19 protein-coding genes are annotated in these 20,292 nt (G+C 57.8%); 13 read left to right on the top strand and 6 right to left on the bottom strand.

From position 1 onward, the window contains the following. Window positions 1-41: 41 nt before the first annotated feature. A complete protein-coding gene (locus IAE24_RS18000) occupies window positions 42-542 on the bottom strand; it encodes a MarR family winged helix-turn-helix transcriptional regulator (RefSeq protein WP_012202807.1) in 501 nt (166 codons plus the stop codon). A 147-nt stretch (window positions 543-689) separates the two neighbouring features. Between IAE24_RS18000 and recA the strand changes: the two genes are divergently transcribed. Both recA and recX read left to right on the top strand, forming a co-directional pair. Further along, the gene (recA, locus tag IAE24_RS17995; protein WP_012202806.1) at window positions 690-1,793 is read left to right on the top strand and encodes a recombinase RecA; all 1,104 of its coding nucleotides are present in this window, start codon (window positions 690-692) and stop codon (window positions 1,791-1,793) included. Window positions 1,794-1,995: 202 nt separating this feature from the next. Then, window positions 1,996-2,472 carry a recombination regulator RecX gene (gene recX / locus IAE24_RS17990; protein ID WP_199961310.1) on the top strand — a complete coding sequence of 159 codons (477 nt, stop codon included), beginning with the start codon at window positions 1,996-1,998 and terminating at the stop codon, window positions 2,470-2,472. Here recX and yddG read toward each other — a convergent pair. From yddG to argC, 3 genes are read right to left on the bottom strand one after another with little or no spacing between them, the layout of a single operon-like run. Further along, window positions 2,469-3,389, bottom strand: a complete 921-nt coding sequence (yddG, locus tag IAE24_RS17985) for an aromatic amino acid DMT transporter YddG (protein WP_012202804.1) — start codon at window positions 3,387-3,389, stop codon at window positions 2,469-2,471. The genes recX and yddG overlap by 4 nt on opposite strands. Window positions 3,390-3,411: 22 nt before the next feature. Then, window positions 3,412-5,298 (bottom strand): hypothetical protein, encoded by a 1,887-nt coding sequence (locus IAE24_RS17980; protein WP_199961309.1) that lies wholly within the window; start codon window positions 5,296-5,298, stop codon window positions 3,412-3,414. Further along, complete coding sequence (gene argC, locus IAE24_RS17975; protein WP_034389794.1) at window positions 5,295-6,227, bottom strand: N-acetyl-gamma-glutamyl-phosphate reductase; 933 nt, start codon at window positions 6,225-6,227, stop codon at window positions 5,295-5,297. The genes IAE24_RS17980 and argC overlap by 4 nt, the downstream gene beginning before the upstream one ends. A 436-nt stretch (window positions 6,228-6,663) precedes the next feature. Here argC and sucC point away from each other — a divergent pair, with 436 nt between their 5' ends. The 11 genes from sucC (at window position 6,664) to IAE24_RS17920 (ending at window position 18,222) form a co-directional block, all read left to right on the top strand. Further along, window positions 6,664-7,824, top strand: coding sequence for an ADP-forming succinate--CoA ligase subunit beta (sucC, locus tag IAE24_RS17970; protein WP_012202801.1), 1,161 nt, complete (start codon window positions 6,664-6,666; stop codon window positions 7,822-7,824). A 20-nt stretch (window positions 7,825-7,844) separates the two neighbouring features. Further along, a complete protein-coding gene (gene sucD / locus IAE24_RS17965) occupies window positions 7,845-8,738 on the top strand; it encodes a succinate--CoA ligase subunit alpha (protein ID WP_012202800.1) in 894 nt (297 codons plus the stop codon). A 166-nt stretch (window positions 8,739-8,904) separates the two neighbouring features. Then, window positions 8,905-9,597: a TerC family protein gene (locus IAE24_RS17960; RefSeq protein WP_099734894.1), complete on the top strand. Its 693-nt coding sequence runs from the start codon at window positions 8,905-8,907 to the stop codon at window positions 9,595-9,597. Window positions 9,598-9,889: 292 nt separating this feature from the next. Further along, window positions 9,890-10,672, top strand: coding sequence for a PP2C family protein-serine/threonine phosphatase (locus tag IAE24_RS17955; protein ID WP_199961308.1), 783 nt, complete (start codon window positions 9,890-9,892; stop codon window positions 10,670-10,672). A 244-nt stretch (window positions 10,673-10,916) separates the two neighbouring features. Beyond that, the gene (locus tag IAE24_RS17950) at window positions 10,917-11,630 is read left to right on the top strand and encodes an FHA domain-containing protein (protein WP_199961307.1); all 714 of its coding nucleotides are present in this window, start codon (window positions 10,917-10,919) and stop codon (window positions 11,628-11,630) included. Between the two features lie 222 nt (window positions 11,631-11,852). After that, the gene (locus tag IAE24_RS17945; protein ID WP_043825365.1) at window positions 11,853-12,293 is read left to right on the top strand and encodes a pilin; all 441 of its coding nucleotides are present in this window, start codon (window positions 11,853-11,855) and stop codon (window positions 12,291-12,293) included. 187 nt (window positions 12,294-12,480) lie between these two features. Beyond that, window positions 12,481-14,322: a tetratricopeptide repeat protein gene (locus IAE24_RS17940; RefSeq protein ID WP_199961306.1), complete on the top strand. Its 1,842-nt coding sequence runs from the start codon at window positions 12,481-12,483 to the stop codon at window positions 14,320-14,322. Continuing rightward, window positions 14,319-15,170, top strand: a complete 852-nt coding sequence (locus tag IAE24_RS17935; RefSeq protein ID WP_199961305.1) for a glycosyltransferase family 2 protein — start codon at window positions 14,319-14,321, stop codon at window positions 15,168-15,170. Before IAE24_RS17940 ends, IAE24_RS17935 begins: the two co-directional genes overlap by 4 nt. Further along, a complete protein-coding gene (locus IAE24_RS17930; RefSeq protein WP_199961304.1) occupies window positions 15,167-16,210 on the top strand; it encodes a glycosyltransferase family 4 protein in 1,044 nt (347 codons plus the stop codon). Before IAE24_RS17935 ends, IAE24_RS17930 begins: the two co-directional genes overlap by 4 nt. Then, window positions 16,164-17,084, top strand: coding sequence for a glycosyltransferase family 2 protein (locus IAE24_RS17925; protein WP_199961303.1), 921 nt, complete (start codon window positions 16,164-16,166; stop codon window positions 17,082-17,084). The genes IAE24_RS17930 and IAE24_RS17925 overlap by 47 nt, the downstream gene beginning before the upstream one ends. Next, window positions 17,074-18,222, top strand: coding sequence for a glycosyltransferase (locus tag IAE24_RS17920; RefSeq protein WP_199961302.1), 1,149 nt, complete (start codon window positions 17,074-17,076; stop codon window positions 18,220-18,222). The genes IAE24_RS17925 and IAE24_RS17920 overlap by 11 nt, the downstream gene beginning before the upstream one ends. On the opposite strand, the gene IAE24_RS17915 is transcribed toward IAE24_RS17920, so the two are convergent. Then, on the bottom strand, window positions 18,194-19,039 hold the full coding sequence (locus IAE24_RS17915) for an FkbM family methyltransferase (RefSeq protein WP_199961301.1): 846 nt from the start codon (window positions 19,037-19,039) through the stop codon (window positions 18,194-18,196). The two genes, IAE24_RS17920 and IAE24_RS17915, sit on opposite strands and share 29 nt — an antisense overlap. Further along, on the bottom strand, window positions 19,032-20,291 hold the full coding sequence (locus IAE24_RS17910; protein WP_199961300.1) for a lipopolysaccharide biosynthesis protein: 1,260 nt from the start codon (window positions 20,289-20,291) through the stop codon (window positions 19,032-19,034). The genes IAE24_RS17915 and IAE24_RS17910 overlap by 8 nt, the downstream gene beginning before the upstream one ends. Window position 20,292 lies beyond the last annotated feature (1 nt).

Here is a 20,292-nt window from a genome sequence, read left to right as displayed (position 1 = left end):
CCTAGGATTCTAGGATGGGCCCCGCCCCACGGGCAGGGACCTTACCCGAGTGAGCCGCCGCCCGCATAGGCCTCCAGCCCCAGCGCCACCACGGTGGCGATGTCGTCGCCGACTTCCTCGCGGAACTCGGCCTCGGCCTGGGACACGGCGTCATGGAAGGCCTGCAGCCATGCCAGGCCCGCAGGCGTGAAGCGGATGCGGCGTGCGCGCGCATCGCGCTCGTCGCTTTCGCGCGTGACCAGGCCCCAGGCCTCGCACTGGGCCACCAGGTCGCCCATGGACTGCTTGGTCATGCCAGCGCGCTCGGCCAGGTCGGTGAGCCTGTCGCCAGCCAGCGACAGATGCCGCGTGATGTGGATGTGGGCCGCTCCCACCTTGTCGCGCGCCGCAAGATTGGACAGCGCCAGCGGCACCTCCACATCGCGCGCCATGAGCTGCAGCACACGCGCGTCGAACCGCCGCATGGCATGGCCGAGCAGGCGGCCCAGGTGGGTCTGGCGCCAGGCGTCGGCGGGCGGCGTGACGGGGGAAAACTCACTCATGGATGCATTGTGGAGGCAAATCCAACAAGTCAGGAAAACTGACTAAAAACACCAACAAAACAAACCAACAAGCCCATAAACTACTGTTCAAGCATCCAGCCTGAATGCAAATACAGAGCTGAAACCCCAGCCAACCCAGGAGTCCGCATGAACACCGCCGTCACCACCGCCAACAGTGAAAAAGCCAAGGCCCTGCAGGCCGCACTCGCCCAGATCGAAAAGCAGTTCGGCAAGGGCACGATCATGCGCCTGGGTGAAGGCGAAGCCATCCAGGACATCCAGGTCGTCTCCACCGGCTCGCTGGGCCTGGACATCGCCCTGGGCGTGGGCGGCCTGCCCCGTGGCCGCGTGATCGAGATCTACGGCCCTGAATCCTCGGGCAAGACCACGCTGACGCTGCAGGTCATCGCCGAAATGCAAAAGCAGGGCGGCACCTGCGCCTTCATCGACGCCGAGCACGCACTGGACACCAGCTACGCCCAGAAGCTGGGCGTGAACCTCAACGAAGTGCTGATCAGCCAGCCCGATACCGGCGAGCAGGCCCTGGAAATCGTGGACAGCCTGGTGCGCTCGGGCGCCGTGGACATGATCGTCGTGGACTCGGTGGCCGCCCTCACACCCCGGGCCGAAATCGAAGGCGAGATGGGCGACCAGCTGCCCGGCCTGCAGGCCCGCCTGATGAGCCAGGCGCTGCGCAAGCTGACAGCCACCATCAAGAAGACCAACTGCATGGTCATCTTCATCAACCAGATCCGCATGAAGATCGGCGTGATGTTCGGCAGCCCCGAAACCACCACGGGCGGCAATGCGTTGAAGTTCTACGCCTCGGTCCGCCTGGACATCCGCCGCACCGGCACCATCAAGAAGGGCGACGAGGCCATCGGCAACGAGACCAAGGTCAAGGTCGTCAAGAACAAGGTCTCGCCTCCGTTCAAGACCGCCGAGTTCGACATCCTCTTCGGCGAAGGCATCTCGCGCGAAGGTGAAATCCTGGACATGGGCGTCAACGCCAAGATCCTCGACAAGTCGGGCGCCTGGTATGCCTACAACGGCGAGAAGATCGGCCAGGGCCGCGACAACGCCCGCGAATTCCTGCGCGAGAACAGCGGCCTGGCCGTGGAAATCGAGAACAAGGTGCGCGACAGCCTGGGCATCGCCCTGCTGCCCACGGCCGGTGGCGATGCCCCCGAAGCCAAGGCCGCCAAGGCGGGCAAGGCCAAGGCCGACAAGGACGGCGTGATCGAAGCCTGAGCGGCCTGACCCCTCACTGCAGGCGCCGCCGCGCCTGCACACACTGTGTTTGCCATCTTGGCGCAGGCTCACGTCTGCGCCTTTTTTATCGCCGGGACGCCCCAAGGCAAAAAAGCGGCCCCCTTGGGGGGCAGCGGACCTTGCGCAGCAAGGGGAGCGTGGGGGCCTTTTTTACTCGGGACGATTCAGGAGACATTGCCGCATGGGATTCGCCAAGCTGTCGCTCAAGGGCCGGGCGCTCAAGCTGCTGGGCCAGCGCGAACATTCACGGCTGGAGCTGGAACGCAAGCTCGCCCCCCATGTGGAGGAAGGCGAAGACCTGGGCGCCATGCTCGACGCGCTGGAGCAGCGCGGCTTCATCAGTGCCCAGCGCGTGGCCGAGTCCGTGCTGCACCGCAAGGCCGCGCGCTTTGGCACGGCACGCGTGGTGCAGGAGTTGCGCAACAAGGGACTGGACGACGGCCTGGTGCGCGCCGCCGCAGAGCAACTGCGCGCCACCGAACTGCAGCGCGCCCTTGCCGTATGGCGCCAGCGCTTCGGCGCACTACCGACCACACCGCAGGAACGACTCAAGCAGATGCGCTTTCTGGCCGCGCGCGGTTTTGGTGGAGAAATTGCGAGCAAGGTGCTGCGGGGCCGCAGCGAAGACTGGGATGCAGGAGCAGAGGACGAAGGCTAGTCTGCGCGCCGGGTCGCACCCCAGCACACCAGCGACCCCACGGTCACCAGCACCACGCCCTGCCAGAAGCCCCAGCCCGGCTGCACCTGCAGCCAGGCACTGGCCAGCAAGGCAGAGAATACGGGCGTGAAGTACGACGCTGCAGCCATCACGGCCAGATGCCCGTGCTGTATGCCGTGCTCCCAGCAGCTGTAGCCCAGGGCGGTGAGCCCGCCCACGGCCAGCAATTGCAGCACCACGGTGCCTGACCATTGCATGCCGCCTTCACCGCCCAGCCACAGCCATTTGATCCACAGCGCCAGCGCGGTCCATATCAGGAAAAGGCCCACGGCATTGTGGCCACCGCCCCAGCGCCGCGCAGCCAGCGAATAGCAGGGCCACAGCAGGGCCGCGCCAAAAGCGAGTCCATACGCCAGCGGGTTGGACAGCATGTGGTCCGCCATGCCCCGCAGTTGCAGCGAGTCGCCGCCCAGCACGCGCGTCAGCCCCCACAGGCACAGCAGCACGCCGGGCCACAGCCACCAGCGCGCATGCTGCTGGCGCAGCAGCACGGCCAAAACGATGGTCAGGCTGGGCCACAGGTAATTGATCAGCCCCAGCTCCAGTGCCTGGGCGCGGTCCTGCGCCAGGCCAATCGCCAGCGACAGGCAGATCTCGTAGACCGCAAACAGCAGGCCGCAGCCCCAGAAGTAGGCCGGATGCATGGCCCGCCACTGCGAGGGCCTGGGCAAGCCGCGCACGGCGGCCACGCACAGTGCGCTGACCGTGTAGAGCATGGCGGCGCCGCCCACGGCGCCCAGCGGCTCGGCCACCGAGCGCATCAGGCCCACGGTGCAGCTCCAGCACACCACGGCCAGCAGTCCGATGGCGGTGGCCCGGCCGGCGGCCACGGGGGAGTTGTTCTGCAGGGAAGACACGTCGATGGCTGCGCGCGGCAGCTCAGTGCGGCTGCAGCAGCTGGCGCAGCGAGTGGTACAGCGCATCCGAGCCATGCGCGGTGTTGTCCGCATCGAACGAGAACTCGTTGCTGGACTGCGTGCCCGTCGCATCCTCGGGCCGGGCTTCCATGAAGAAGGACAGGAAGCGCGCACCCTGGCGGCGGTGCATGGTCAGCACTTTCTCCAGCCGCTGCGGCGACAGGGCCACCAGCGGATGGAACTCCGTCACGCCATAGGCTGTGTGGCCATAGCGGCGCAGCATCTGGCCGACCAGCGGGCCGTAGGTATCTTCGCCGTACAGGCTGACACCCAGGGACAGCCCCGGCATGCGCTGCAGGCTGCGCTCCACAGCGTAGCGGTTGGCATCCCAGCTCGGATTCGCATGGGGGTTGAGCTGGTGGGCAAAGCGAGGAACCCGGCCCAGGCAGCCGTGGCCGATGTGCTCGGAAAAGCCCTGGATGTAGTCGGCCACCTGCTGCTCGCGGAAATCGTTCCAGTCCGTGACCAGCGGGTTGTAGAACAGCGCCAGCCGGTCCTGCGGGCTGTCCACCCAGAATTCCACGCCGTCCGGCAGCTTGCCGAAGTCAGGCAAGGCCTCGGCGGCATGGGGCCTGGGCTCGCCCTGGTTGCGGTCCATCACGGCGATCTGGCGCGTGGCCAGCAGGCCCAGGCTGCGTCCACCGGCCTGCAGCACCACGTCGATGCGGTGCAGGCCCTCACCCAGCGCCGGATAGCGGATGTCGGCACGCCAGCCCACATCGGGCGTGAGGAACCCGGGCTTGGCCTGTGCCACGTCCTGGCGGTGCATGTGCACGGGGGCGTGCGAGTAAGGATGCCCGTCCACGAAGACGGCCACGGCCAGCTGCTTTTGCAGCTTCGCATCGGGCGAGTGGACCCAGCCGGACACGGGCACGGTGCCCGCTGCATAGCTGTCGATGTGCTGGAAGAAGTTCTGCAGCGGCTCGCTGCGGATGTTGCGCGATGGCGGCTCGACCGCGTCGAAGCTGGCAAAGCCAGACTTCAGGTGGGCATTGAGCCGCGCGATGTCGCCATAGCGCTGGCGCAGGAATGCATGGAAACCCGCCACGGAGGCCGGGCTGTAGTCGGTGACCGCATAGCCTTCGGCCGCGAATCCCATGCCGGCCTCGAACCCCGGGAACAGCTGGTGCGTCTCGCCCAGCACGGTGAGGGCGCGCAGCTGGTGCATGGCGGCATCGCCTGCGGCGCACATGCGCTCGGCCAGGGCATCGACGACCAGTTTGCGCACGCGCGTAACTTCGTTGTCCTGCCGCGCGACCGACCACGGGAAGATGCGCGCGCCCAGATAGCTGTCCAGCGGCAGCGGCCCCTTGGGGGTCCACGCAAGATTGGCGGGATCGGCGGCCAGGCGCTCCTCGGCCTTGGAGTGCACCTCGAAATGCGTGGCGAACAGATACAGCACCACTGGCCGGTGCGCCTGCGCCACCGTGCGCACCACGCGGTCCAGCGCCTCGCCCCGGACTTCCCAGGCCTGGCCATTCCACTGCACATAGCGCAGCAGCGGCACGCTGAGCGTATAGCCCAGGTCCAGTTCGCCCTGGGGCCGGCCCAGGCGCTGCAGCGTGGCTTTCACCATTTCTGCGGCCGAGCCCTGCGGACCCAGGCAACTGGCGGGTATCTGCTGAAATTCCTTGGGAAAATCCTCGCGCAGCCCGTCCTGCACCAGACAGGCCTCCATATTGCCCAGCAGCGGACTGAGCAGCAGGCGCGATGAAGACGGCAATGCCGGCCGCAGCTTCCAGGCAAACACAATGACCAGCAGGCACAGCACGGCCAGGGCCAGAACATGGCCCCAGACCGGACTGCGCAGGCCCGGCAGGGACGCGGACGGTGGCGTGGCCGGGCTCACAGGCCCAGCATGATCTGCAGGTTCTGCACGGCGGCGCCGCTGGCGCCCTTGCCCAGGTTGTCCAGGCGGGCGATCAGCACGGCCTGGCGGTACTGCTCATTGGCGAACACGCGCAGCTCCAGCTTGTTGGTGTCCGTCAGCGTGTCGGCGGCCAGCTTCATGTCCTCGGTCGGCGGCAACACCGACACCCATTGCTCCGGCGTGTTGGTGGCCGCGTAGTGGGAGGCCAGCGCATCGTGCAGGTCGGCCGCCTTGGGCGCGCCCGGCAGCAGATCCAGATGCAGCGGCAGCTGCACCAGCATGCCCTGGCGGAAATTGCCCACGGCGGGAATGAACACCGGGCGGCGCGTCAGGCCGGTGTATTGCAGGATCTCGGGAATGTGCTTGTGCGTCAGGCCCAGCGCGTAAGCCTCGTAAGGCGCGGCCGTGCCGGCCTCATAGGCTTCGATCATGCTGCGGCCGCCCCCCGAATAGCCGGACACCGAGGGCAGGCTCAGGCCGTGGTCGGCAGGGATGAGGCCCGCGGCAACCAGCGGGTGCAGCAGCGCGATGGCTCCCGTCGCATAGCAGCCGGGGTTGGACACGCGCTTGGCAGTCTTGACCGCCTCAAGCTGGCCGGCACGCAGCTCTGGGAAGCCATACACCCAGTCGGGCGCCACGCGGTGGGCCGTGGATGCATCGATGATCTTGATGGTGCGGCCGGTCTCGGCCTCGATGGAATCGACCATGGCCACGGTCTCGCGCGCGGCATCGTCATGCAGGCACAGGATGACCAAGTCCACGCCGGCGATCAGCGCACGCTTGGCGGCAGGATCCTTTCGCAGCTCAGGGGCAATGCTGACCAGCTCCACGCCGGACAGATCGACCAGACGCTCACGGATCTGCAGCCCTGTCGTGCCTGCTTCGCCATCGATAAAGACTTTTGCCATCGCTGTATTTCTCCTGCTGCGCGGCCCTCCTGGAGCCGCTGCGGCACCATTGCCGCGTTCCAGCTGCGGATTCTCACCGAAACCGGGTCCCCCTGCGCCCGTTGTCGCAAAACGGTTGGCAGCGGCGATCAAGGGCGCGCTGACATGCGCCTGTTACAAACAGCGGGCAGCGCAGTCTGCAGATCCTCTATAAGACAAAAGAGCTGTGGCGCCTCAAAGAAATGTCGGGAAACCGTCTTTTCCCTGACATATCAATGCATTGCACAGTTCCTGACATGCTGCTTGGCCCGCAGGAAATTGTGGATTCTGCGCATGGGGGCGTGTCGGATGGCGCAGTGCAGCATGGTACATTCGGCGATTGCCAGGTCACTCCGCCTTGAGGCAGCACCCCAGGGCTACCGGGTCAATCCCCCCCTATTTGTTTGAGAGAGACATCATGAAGATTCATGAATACCAAGGCAAGGACATCTTGCGTCAGTTTGGTGTGCCTGTACCTCGCGGTATCCCTGCGTTCACAGTGCAAGAGGCCGTCGAGGCCGCCCAGAAGCTCGGCGGCCCCGTGTGGGTCGTGAAGGCCCAGATCCACGCTGGTGGTCGCGGCAAGGGCGGCGGCGTGAAGGTTGCCAAGAGCATTGACGACGTCAAGGCACTGGCTGGCCAGATCCTGGGCATGCAGCTGGTCACGCACCAGACCGGCCCCGAAGGCCAGAAGGTCCGCCGCCTGTACATCGAAGACGGCGCCGACATCCAGAAGGAATACTACCTGTCGTGCGTGACCGATCGCGGCACGCAGAAGGTGGCCTTCATCGCTTCCAGCGAAGGCGGCATGGACATCGAGGAAGTGGCCCACTCCACTCCCGAGAAGATCATCACCATCTTCGTTGATCCCCTGGTCGGCCTGACCCAGGCCCAGGGCGAAGAACTGGCCAAGGGCATCGGCATGCCTGCCGACTCCACCGCCCAGTTCATCGACATCTGCCAGAAGCTCTACAAGTGCTACATGGACACGGATGCCTCGCTGGTCGAGATCAACCCGCTGAACCGTGACAGCAAGGGCAACGTGGTTGCCCTGGACGCGAAGTTCAACTTCGACGCCAACGCCCTGTTCCGCCTGCCCGAAATCGTGGCCCTGCGCGACCTGGACGAAGAAGATCCCGCTGAAGTCGAAGCCTCCAAGTTCGATCTGGCCTACATCTCGCTGGACGGCAACATCGGCTGCCTGGTCAACGGTGCAGGTCTGGCCATGGCCACCATGGACACCATCAAGCTGTTCGGCGGCGAGCCGGCCAACTTCCTGGACGTGGGCGGCGGCGCCACCCCCGAGAAGGTCACCGAAGCCTTCAAGATCATGCTCAAGAACCCCAAGGTCGAAGGCATTCTGGTCAACATCTTCGGCGGCATCATGAAGTGCGACACCATCGCCACCGGCGTGATCACTGCCTGCAAGGCCGTGAACCTGCAAGTGCCCCTGGTCGTGCGCATGAAGGGCACGAACGAAGAACTGGGCAAGAAGATGCTGGCCGAGTCCGGCCTGCCCATCATCAGCGCCGACACGATGGCCGAAGCGGCCACCAAGATCGTCGAAGCCGTCAAGTAAGCAGGCCCGGAGAAAACACCATGTCGATCTACATCAACAAAGACACCAAGGTCATCACCCAAGGCATCACGGGCAAGACGGGCCAGTTCCACACTGAAAAGTGCATTGAATACGCGAACGGCAAGAACTGCTTCGTGGCCGGTGTGAACCCCAAGAAGGCCGGCGAAAAGATCTTCGACGTGCCAATCTACGCCTCCGTCAAGGAAGCCGCGCAAGGCACGGGCGCCACGGTCTCCGTGATCTACGTTCCCCCCGCAGGCGCTGCCGCCGCGATCTGGGAAGCCGTGGAAGCCGACCTGGACCTGGCCATCTGCATCACTGAAGGCATCCCCGTCCGTGACATGCTGGAAGTGCGCAACAAGATGCGCGCCAAGGAAGCCGCAGGCGGCAAGCGCACCCTGCTGCTGGGCCCCAACTGCCCCGGCCTGATCACGCCCGACGAGATCAAGATCGGCATCATGCCCGGCCACATCCACAAGAAGGGCCGCATTGGCGTGGTCAGCCGCTCCGGCACGCTGACCTATGAAGCCGTGGCACAGCTGACCGAACTGGGCATTGGCCAGTCGTCGGCCGTGGGCATCGGCGGTGACCCGATCAACGGTCTCAAGCACATCGACGTGATGAAGGCCTTCAACGACGATCCCGACACCGACGCCGTCATCATGATCGGCGAAATCGGCGGTCCCGACGAAGCCGAAGCTGCCCGCTGGTGCAAGGACAACATGAAGAAGCCGATCGTCGGCTTCATCGCTGGTGTCACTGCCCCTCCCGGCAAGCGCATGGGCCACGCCGGCGCGCTGATCTCCGGCGGTGCCGACACGGCCGACGCCAAGCTGGCCATCATGGAAGAGTGCGGTTTCGTCATCACCCGCAATCCTTCCGAAATGGGTCGCCTGCTCAAGGGCCTGATCTAAGCGGCACCGGTTCTGCGCGACATCCTGGGGTTCGCCCCAGGAAAAAATTACGCAGAATTACGAATCGGTAAGGCGGCAAGTCCGCCCTACACTGACGACTCCAAAAAAGAAAAAGCGCCAGAGGCCCCCGCCCTGGCGCTTTTCAACTCATAACAGTGGAGAAACCATGGAATACCTGCAAAGCGCCGATTTCTGGATCGGCCTGTTGAAGATCGTCTGGATCAACATCATTCTGTCTGGCGACAACGCCGTCGTCATCGCCCTCGCAGCACGCTCGCTGCCCCCCGCACAGCAAAAGAAAGCCGTCATGTTCGGCTCCGGCGCCGCCGTGGTGCTGCGGATCATCCTGACCGTGGTCGCGGCCAAGCTGCTGGAGCTGTCGTTCCTGCAGATCGTGGGCGGCTGCCTGCTGCTGTGGATCGGCTTGCAACTGCTGACCGGCGAAGAAGAGGATGAAGGCGAATCCAAGGGTCACGGCAGCATGATGGTCGCCATCCGCACCATCTTGATCGCCGACCTGGTGATGAGCTTGGACAACGTGATCGCCGTGGCCGCCACGGCGCAGGGCAACATGGTCCTGCTGATCCTGGGCCTGGCCATCAGCATCCCGCTGGTGGTCTTCGGCTCCACGCTGATGATCAAGCTCATGGAGCGCTTCCCCGTCATCATCACGCTGGGCGCTGCCCTGATCGGCTGGGTCGGCGGAGAAACCATCGTCAACGACCGCCTGCTGCACGACTACGCCATCAGCCATCCCTGGCTGCACTACGTGGCGGCTGCCGCCGGTGCCGTGCTGGTCGTCGGCATTGGCAAGCTCCTGCAGTCGCGCTCCGGCGCCAAGCACGCGGCACAGGCCTGACACCGCCGCAGGCGGCCCCTCGCCACCTCCACAACGCACTGCCTCGGCAGTGCGTTTTTGCTTTGTGAGGGTCCGTTCTTGATGTGGCGTCAAGCTGACGAGCCGCTGCGCCGGCCCATTCTTGGCACTTGGGAGCACTGTTTTCAATTACGCTGTGCACCGGCTTCACCATTGCATTTGCACACAGGGACTGATGGCAACACCGCCGCGCCCGCCCTTCGCCACCATGCCCAGCGCACCCAAGACCCCGGACCAGCCCTGCCGACAGGCAGTCCCTGCGCAACACTGCGCCATGGTTGCGCGCACCGATGTGGGCCGGCGCCGTGACAACAACGAGGATGCGGTCACCATCCACCCCAGCGCCCAGCCCTGGCCCATTGCGGTGCTGGCCGATGGCATGGGCGGCTACAACGCCGGCGAAGTCGCCAGCGCCATGGCCATCAGCCTGGTCTCAGTGGCACTGCAAAGCGTAGCCACCGAGGCGCCTGCAGCCAACACTCCACAAGCCCGCCAGGAATTGCAGCAGTCACTGGCCAATGCCTTGAACCTGGCCAACGCCGCCATTCTTACGGCCGCCCGGGAAACACCGGGCTGCCGCGGCATGGGCACCACCATCATTGCTGCAGCCCTGCTGCCAGGCCTGCTGATGCTCGCCCACCTTGGCGACTCGCGGGCCTACGGCTGGCGCGAGGGTCAACTGCTGCGCCTGACCCGGGACCACACCTGGCTCCAGGAAGAAATCGACGCAGGCCGCATCCAGGACCACGAAGCCCGGCAATCCGGCCTGGGCCACCTGCTCACCCAGGCCCTGGGCGTCACGCCGGACGTCACGCCCGATTTCAATGAGTGGCCGCTGCAACCCGGCGACCGCATCCTGCTGTGCTCCGACGGCCTCACCGACATGCTCGATGACCAAGCCATCGCCGCCCTGTTCACCCAATCCAGCCCGCTGCCCGTCTTGCTGACCTCGCTGCTCACCGCCGCCAATGAAGCCGGCGGAAACGACAACATCAGCGCGGCGCTGATCGAGATACAGGCCAGCCCGCCCCCTGCAGCCAGCACTTCCCTCGATTGAGCCCCACACAGCGATCGACGGCAGATCCCAACCGATGGACGCGCTTGCCTGCACCGCCCTCGCAGGTTCCAATTGTTAAAAATGATTGCAAATTCAACAATCAGGAAAAGACGATCCATAGTCTGTATCAAATACCATGGCAGACCTCGGCGCGCGCAGGCCGCAGACATAATATTTAGATACACCCCAGCTCCGGATCGCCCAGTGGATGGTGCAACCCGGGCATAACAAAGGAACTTTGAGCATGCCGACCCTGGTCATCTCCATCGACGGCGCCGTCATCAAGGAAGTGCAGCTGGCCAAGGAGCGCACCACGCTGGGACGCCGCCCCTACAACGACATCGTGATCGACAACCTCGCCGTCAGCGGCGAGCACGCCGTTCTCAGCGTCGTCGACGGCACCGTCATCATCGAAGACCTGCGCAGCACCAACGGCACCTATGTCAACGGCCAGCCCATACTGCGCCAGGCCCTGAACCACGGCGACCTGCTGGACATCGGCAAGTACAAGATCCGCTTCGTGCAACAGCAGGTCAGCGCGTCCTCACGCTCGGCCCTGGCCGCCATCGCCGCCGCAGTCGAGGCTACCCGCCCGGCGCCTTTGGCAGAAGCGGATCTGCCCTCGCAGTTCAGCCAAGAAACGCCCTCGGGTTTCGACCACACCCTGCCCCCGTCGATGGCCGGACTGGCCACGCGCCAGGCCGCCATCCGCATGCTCAACGGCAACGCCGCCGGCCGCGAAGTACCACTGGTCAAAGTCGTCACCACGCTGGGCAAGCCCGGCGTGGCCGTCGCCTCCATCACCCAAAAGCACCACGGCTTCGTGCTGGCCCAGCTGGAAGGCGACTCCCCCAGCCTCAAGCTCAACGGCCAGGAAATCGGCCGCCGCGCCATGCCGCTGCAACATGGCGACACGGTGGAGCTGGCAGGTACGCAGATGCAGTTCCTGGTGGCGTGACGGACCAACTCGATCCCGCCGACAAGCTTTGCGTGACGTCTGTAGCAAGCGCACGATCTCTGACAAAAACGTCACAACAAGTGGATCAATTTGTCAGAGAATGGCGTCCAACCGTGTCAGTTGCAACCAAACCATACATAGACTTGGACCTTGGCCCCCTGGAGCGACTGGCACGGCTCTTGCTCAATAGAGCATGCAATCAACCCCTATGAGGAGAAGTTCATGAAGCGTTCCATCCAGCAAGGTTTTACCTTGATCGAATTGATGATCGTTGTGGCGATCATCGGCATTTTGGCAGCCGTGGCGCTGCCGGCTTATCAAGATTACACGGCACGTGCCCAAATGTCCGAGGCCATGACTTTGGCCAGCGGCGCCAAGGGTGCTGTGACTGAATCGTATTCCAACAACGGTGCTTGGCCAACCACCAATGGCGCCGCTGGACTGGCAACCGCAAACACCATCACCGGCAAGTACGTTAACAACGTTTCCGTTGCTGATGGCGTTATTACCGCACGGATGAAGAGCACTGGCATTACCAAGGATATTCAGGGCAAGACTTTGGTTCTCAGCCCCATTACTCGAGTGGGTTCGATCGAATGGAAGTGCAAGCCCGGTGCCGGTGGCGCCCCCCTCAAGTTTTACCCTGCTTCCTGCCGCGGCTAAGTCTTTGACGACGGTATAGCAGCGCAATCAGCGCATCCGACTGCCCGCTATCGCGGGCAGTTTTTTTTGAGAAGGACAAAGTAGTTTGCTGAGAAGAAATGCATGGTGCCTGGCTTTCTGGCTGATCATCGGTCTATGCTTGGCGAGCTATCTGCCCGGTCTAAAGGGCGGCTTCCTATTCGATGACATGCCCAACCTCTCCGAATTGGGAGCACGTGGAGGGGTGGAGAACTGGGACAGTTTCAGGGCTTTCGTGTTCCATGGTTCCGCTGGCCCCCTGGGCCGCCCAGTCTCTCTCGCCAGCTTTCTGCTGGACGACAATTTTTGGCCCAGTGCCCCCGCTGCGTTCAAGCGCACCAACTTGCTGCTGCACCTGCTGACGGGCGTGCTTCTGTGCTGGACTACGCTGAACCTGCTGCGGCTGTATGGGGTTCGGGATGAGCAGGCCCGCTGGGGCGCCGTCCTCAATATGGGTTTCTGGCTGCTACACCCCTACATGGTCTCCACCACGCTTTACGTGGTGCAGCGCATGGCGCAATTGGCAACGCTGTTCGCCCTAGCCGGACTGGCGGGCTATCTGCATGGGCGCCTGCTGATGCGGGGCCGGCGTACCGGGGGGTATCTCTGGATGAGCGCTTCCCTGGGCCTGGGCACCTTACTCGCCACCTTGAGCAAGGAGAACGGTATTTTGCTGCCCATGCTGGCCATGCTGGTCGAATGGTGCAGGCCCGTGCCCGTTGCTGCTGAACCTGCGCAAGCTGAGCGCCCCGACTGGCGCTGGCGCCTGATTTTTCTATGGCTGCCCAGCTTGGCGGTTTTCTGGACACTTGGCAAGGAGATCAATTTCTCACCCGATGTGTGGCCGGCCCGCCCTTTCAACCAGGTCGAACGCTTACTCACCGAACCACGCATCGTCTGGGAATACCTGCAGCATCTGTTCATCCCGCGCATAGAAGGCCTGGGACTGTTTCAGGACGGCTATGAAATCTCGACCAGCCTGCTCAGCCCATCAACCACGCTGCCCAGCCTTGTCGGGTTGGCAATAATGCTGCTCGCAGGGCTGCTACTACGTCGACAGCAGCCTTATGTAGCCCTGGCCATACTGTTCTTTTTCGTGTCCCACCTCATCGAATCAACGGTTATCGGCCTGGAGTTGTACTTTGAACACCGCAACTATGCGGCGGCGGTGTTCCTGTTCCTGCCCATCATCATGGGACTTCTGTGGCTGGCCGAAAAGAAGAGCGTGTTCATTGCGGCCACGACGCTTTGCGCCATGCTCACACTGCTGGCCCTTCTCACATGGCAGCGAGCAACACTATGGTCAAATTCCGAGGCACTACAGAACTACTGGGCCGTGACCTCCCCCTTATCGCCGCGGGCCCAGAACCATCTGGCCATGCAGATGTTCAAGTCCAATCAGCCAGAAAAAGGCTTCCAGCTCCTAGAACAAGCCTCGGAGAGGCTCCCGCAAAGCTCGCTTTTGACGATGCAATGGCTGCTTCAGAAGGTCGTACACAAAGAAGCCACTCCCCAGGACTTTGCCAATGTGAGAAGCCAACTGCCGAACCAGCGTTTCGACGCCCAGGCTCTGCTGGGCATACGCATGATTGTCGACAGCCTGCAGGAAACAGATACACGCCCAGAGTACCGGCGGCAGATGCTTGAGCTGCTGGATGTAATGCGCGGTATGCCACGCTATACGGCAGTACCACTGTTCAACCGTCTGGAACCCTACCTGCGTGGCAGCTTGCTACTGAGTCAGGGAGAATACGCGCAGGCAACCACCAGCTTCAAGCAGGCCATAGAGAAGTATCAGGACATTGATGCCGCGCTGCCCATGGTGGCAGACATGGGCAACTCCAATCGCCCTCAGGAAGCTCTGGAACTGTTGCAAGCAGCCAAGGATGTCTATGCCAAGCAATCCAATAGGACGCTCAAGAGATCAAGAGAAAGCTATGAACAGGAAATCGAGCGCTTCAACCAACTCTTGCTCCTCGATATACAAGCCATAAAGCCAGGTCACAAATGAAGCTCAGCATCGTATTACCAGCCAAGAACGAAGCTCTCAGTGTGGGCGATACGGTACGAAAGATCCTATCGGAGGTTGCCCATGCCGAAGTAATTGTCGTGAACGACGGATCAACCGATCATACTGCGCAATTGGCCGAACAGGCAGGTGCCCATGTAGTGCAGCACCCGTATAGCAAAGGAAATGGTGCGGCCATAAAAACTGGAGCGCGAGCGGCCAAAGGTGAAATTATAATTTTCATGGATGCCGATGGCCAGCATGATCCAGCAGATATCGCAAGGCTGCTTGAGAAAATTCACCAAGGCCATGATATGGTGGTAGGTGCAAGACAAAAAGGTTCGCAAGCAAGCTTAGGACGCGGCATCGCGAATGCGTTTTACAACCGGTTGGCATCGTGGATGACGGGCCATCGCGTGGAGGATCTGACTTCCGGCTTCAGAGCGGTACGCGCCGACAAGTTTCGCGAATTTCTTTATCTCTTACCCAACGGGTTCTCCTACCCTACAACAAGCACGATGGCATTTTTCCGTGCTGGCTACTCGGTAGCCTATGTACCAATCCATGCGGCGCACCGTATGGGAAAAAGCCATATTCGTCTAATTCGCGATGGCGCGCGATTCTTACTCATCATATTTAAAATCGGCACACTATTTTCACCTCTTAAGATTTTCGCCCCCGTGGCATTTTCAATGTTAGCTCTAGCGTCCGGCTGGTACGGATGGACATGGTGGCATCATGGTCGCTTCACAAATATGAGTGCCTTGCTCTACAGTGGCAGCGTAATGGTATTTCTCATGGGCTTGATATCTGAGCAAATAACAGCCTTAATGTATAGGGGACGGGATTGAGCCTATCCACCAACCAAAATCACCTTGGGGTCTGGTTCCTTGCAATTAAAACAGGGACGGGCACAGACGTTTTCACATTGCAACTCTGTTCCGCCCTCAACGCAAGAGGAATCCGTGCAGAGATCACATGGCTGCCGCACCATGCTGAATATTTTCCTTGGATGGTAAAAATTCCGCAAAAACCAGCTTGGGCCAATATAGTCCACTTAAATACATGGACTCACAATCGGTTTATACCCAAATCCATTCCAATCGTCGCAACTATGCACCTATGTGTGCACGATCTGGCGCTGCGCCCTTACAAAAGCCTGGTTCAGCACCTCTATCACCGATACTGGATCCGCCCAACAGAGAAGTCACTACTCCTCCGGGCAGACAAAACTATTGCGGTCAGCCACTATACGGCATGCCGCACACAAGAATTCCTCCAGACCAAAGAAATTCAAGTCATCCCCAATGGAATACCTATATCACCATCGCCAGCCATTAAAGCCCATGATCCGCACCAGCCATTCCGTCTGCTATATGTTGGCAACTGGTCGAAAAGGAAGGGAGTCGATCTCCTGCCAGGTATCATGCAAATGCTGGGCCCGGATTTTGAACTTTACTATACCGAAGACGCGCATGGCCTTCACAAGAAAATCAATCTTCCCTCAAACTGCAAATGCGTTGGCCGGTTGAACCAAGAGCAACTACAACAGGCTTATATCAATGCAAACGCTTTAATCTTCCCATCTCGACTGGAAGGACTACCTCTAACAGTCATGGAAGCAATGGTAAACAGTCTTCCCGTTGTCGCAGCACACGCCTCTTCTCTGCCCGAACTCGTGAAGAATGGAGTAACAGGCATTCTCTTCCCTCGAGATGATATAAATTCCGCTGTAGTTGCCGTTAGAAAACTAGCGTTAGATCCCGATCTTTGCAAGATACTTGGCGAAAATTCAAGAAACACGATAGCATCCAGTTTCAGCCTCGACACGATGACAGATGCTTATGAAAAAATATACAGAGATATTAAATCCGAGCACCGCCAATCATGAAAAGATTGTGGCAGTGATTCTCAATTACAGAACACCAGAGAAAACCCTGAAATGCCTTAAAACCCTTGTTGATCAAGGTATTTCACGCATTATCCTTGTCGAAAATTCAGAAGATGGTGGAGTTACGCTAGCAGCGATGCAGCGAGGACTGGATTTTATTTCAGAAAAAGAAGTATCAGTTGCAATCCTAGACAATGGTAAAAACCTTGGATTCTCTGCAGGAGTTAACATCGCTCTTGCAAGCAAATATATACAAAAGGAAGATTCGGTATTACTAATAAATTCAGATGCTCATCTGATGCCAAATTCACTCGTAAATCTCATTTCAGCGCTCCCCGCTGGGGCAGATATTGCAGCTCCGCTAGTCGCGGAACCCGGTCACTCGCCTCGTCCACCTTTATTTTACTACAACAAATATTTTGCCCTATTGACTAAACACAGAATCCCAGGGTCATTCCCTTATATTACAGGTGCCTGTATGGTGATTTCACCAAAAGTTGTTAGCTCACAGTTATTCAATGAGAAGTTTTTCTTTTATGGCGAAGATGTGATGCTGGGGGCCACCATGGTTCAGCTGAGAAAGAATTTCACTGTTGTAAAAAATAGCATTGCTGTGCATGAAGGCTCAGGAAGCGCAAAAAATGGTTCACTATTTTATGAATATCACATAAATAGAGGGCATTGGCTTCTGGCACGAGAGCTATTTCCAGAGAATATTAAATACAGCGCAGCTTTATTTTTCAGGATCTTCACACTAACAGTTCGCGCAATATTACGTTCAATCAGATTAAGAAGCACATTACCCCTGAAAGGATTTTTTAGAGCTAGTAGCGACTTCTTTTCAGGTGAAAAAAATTTTCCGAATGCTAAATAGCTATTTCAGCCAAATGCCCCCCCCCGTAAAGCCAAAGAAAATAATCTTCTTTGTCCCATCCTTAATAGGTGGTGGCGCAGAGAAAGTAGCATTACTACTAGCAAGAAGCATGAGTGGTCTTGGATGTGAGGTCAAAATTGCGACAGCCAGAAAAAATGGAGAGCTAGCTTACTCATTCCCGGAAAACGTAAAGATCATTGATTTGGCTTGCAATAAACCAATATCCGGAATTCGCACTTTATCAAAACTAATAATATCATCTCAAGCAGATGCAATTATTTGCTTCGGAATACAGACAGGTATCGCCGCCGCCTTATCTCAAAGAATGTACAAATGGAAATCCACTCTAATTATCAGAAACGAAAATAATTTGGAGTTAGAATGGAAAAATGCTAGCAAACTAAATCAACTTATTGGCCCAGCACTTTCAAGATGGTCGGCCAAGCAATCCAAATTCGTTTGTGTCTCCAGAACTTTATCTCAAGCCACAAAACAATATTTGAAATTGCACGATGATGAAGTCATCACCATCAGAAATCCGGTTTTCGATAGCATAGATTGGCCCCAGTCAGAAAAACCGTTACATCCCTGGCTTGCATCCAGTTCATTGCCCACCTTTGTCGCCATTGGACGGCTGGAGCATCAGAAAGGTTTCGACACACTCATTGATGGATTCAAGATTGCAAACGAAACTATTCAAGCACGATTAATAATTTTTGGAAACGGCGGATTGAGAAATCAGCTTGAAGAAAGAATAGAGTCTGCCGGACTTTCAAACCACATATCTCTACCAGGGTTCACTGAAAATCCATTGCACCAACTGCGTGCTGCAACAGCATTCATACTAAGTTCACGCTATGAGGGCTTTGGCCTTGTTTTAGTCGAGGCACTTTTCAGCGGAACAACCATCATATCCACTGATTGTAACTATGGACCTTCCGAAATTCTAGAAGATGGAAAATATGGGATATTACTTCCCGTAAATGACCCGCATTCAATAGCAAATGCCATCATAAATTCCGCTAATGGCTCAATAAATCATGAACGCCCATCACCGGAATGGTACAGAGAATTCTTATCGAGCATTTCCGCCAAGAAGCATCTGGAGCTCACACAGGAATCGCCAGGATATCCGTAAAATCTTTTTTATATTGATTTCTCAAATACTCAAAAGAAACCATCTCATTAGGATGTTTCAAGTCGAATATTTTTCGATTTTTCAGAATTTCGACAAACACTTCCAAACCGCCAGAAGCAGATAAATAAGTCGGATTAAACTCTGAAACCAGCGGTACCCCAGTTGCGAGCAATGCACTCGCCCCCTGAAGCGCATGCCCCTCATATCCTTCTATATCCATCCACAGAAGAGCATTATCCAGCTTGATATTCAGATCATCAAGCCTAGTCGAATGTATCCTGATACCAACATTAGACACATAATGATTTCCACTATTGGTATCTGATATTTTCAGGAATAAACTCTCATCTTTCCTGCTTCCAACGGCCATTTCAAAAACCTCCACCTTTTCGGAAACCCCATTGAGTTCAATGTTGGCCTTCAGCAGGCACAAATTCTCAGGATGAGGCTCTATAGCAATAGCCGAAGAGAAGTATCCACGTTTCAATGCTGGTATCAGAATAGTGCCAATGTTTGCCCCTACATCTATCAGATGTCTTGGTGTTGGCCTATTTTCTCTTTTAAGAATAGAGAGGGCCACCTCCATTTTTTCAAAATCAAATTCACCATGCAGGAAAATCTCTCGCCCGATGACTTTATCTGCTGTTGAAATAATAAATTTCTCCGGTGAACCTGCAACCAAATATGGAATAGGCATTACATCATAGGCAGCCCGGCGAAGGATTGGAAGTCCAGCTTTCAAAGGCATAAGCAATGCCCTGGTAATCACCAGCAAAGGCTTACGTAGTATTTTTGAATTTCTAATTAAATCATTCATAACTCCTCCGCCGCCTCTCCATTAAACTCCAGACCCCAAAACTCAACCAGATTATCATTGTAAGCTCTGAAATGTAAGCCATCGCCACCGCACCTTTTACACCGATGAGTGGAACCAATAGAGAAACACCAATGACATTGACAAATGCGGCAGCCAAACAAGACCAACCTATTTGGTGTGTAATCCCATAGTGAATTGCGCAAAAATTCATCATTGCACGAATCACCTGGAACACAGGTAACCAGGCAATAACCCTCAGAATTTCTATTGCACCTTCGTATTCACCACCAAATACAACACTCAACCAGGGAGCACACAACCATATACCCCCTCCACAAAGCAAGGCAAACAACAAAAGCCCAGCCCCAAAATACTTCAACGACCATAGTGGATCAGAGTAGGAATATAGACGTGGCCACAGCGATTCTTGAAGCGCCTGTATTGGTATAACCACTATTTCCAACGTGCGTTGCGCAATATTGTACGAACCCACCAAATCAAATCCGACGTGAGCCAGAACAGGCTTGTTAAATTCTCCCTGCACTCGCATAGCAAAGGCAGAGAGACTCAGAGGTAGCCCGCCAGTGACTGGCATGGGCTCGGATCCTTGCGATAATTTCCTGTCAATTTCAATTTTGAAAGATATTTTCAATAGAAAAATATAAAGCAGACCACTTGCAGCATATAGCCACAAGACACTTTTAACATTAGGCTCAAAAAATACCAATAGAATATACAGAAGCATCAGGCGAATTATTGGCAAACCAGCATTAATTGCACCATATGCTCCAATTTTATTTACCGCTTGCTTGTAGCGTGCACACAATTCAGTAAGCGAGATAGCGCACATCTCAATAAAAATAGCAGCATATGCGGCAAAAGTTGGCAATCCATCAGGCACTAACCACTCAAAAATAATAATTGAAAGTAACGTCAACGGCAACAGCGTCAAAAGCCACCAATAAGCTGCATAGCGAAAATAAAACCGCAAACTCTGATAATCTCTCGCGCCGTTTCTCAAAACCAAATTTGATAAGCCTAAACCAACGAATGGCAACAAAAACCCAGCCACTGCCAATACTGATACAAATTTCCCATAGTCAACGGGCCCGATTATATGAGCCAACGCAAATACCGTCGCTGCCTGAGTGGCAGCGCGTAACAACATCCACGCCAGCAATACCGAGCTGTGCCACGCCAATTTTCCCGGCTTCCATCGAAGAATACCAAGAAAAAAATCATTTAATTTCACA

It is taken from the genome of Delftia sp. S65, assembly GCF_016516495.1.
GTDB classification, from domain to species: Bacteria; Pseudomonadota; Gammaproteobacteria; order Burkholderiales; family Burkholderiaceae_C; genus Comamonas; species Comamonas acidovorans.
This window is presented reverse-complemented; position numbering and strand designations above follow the sequence as displayed.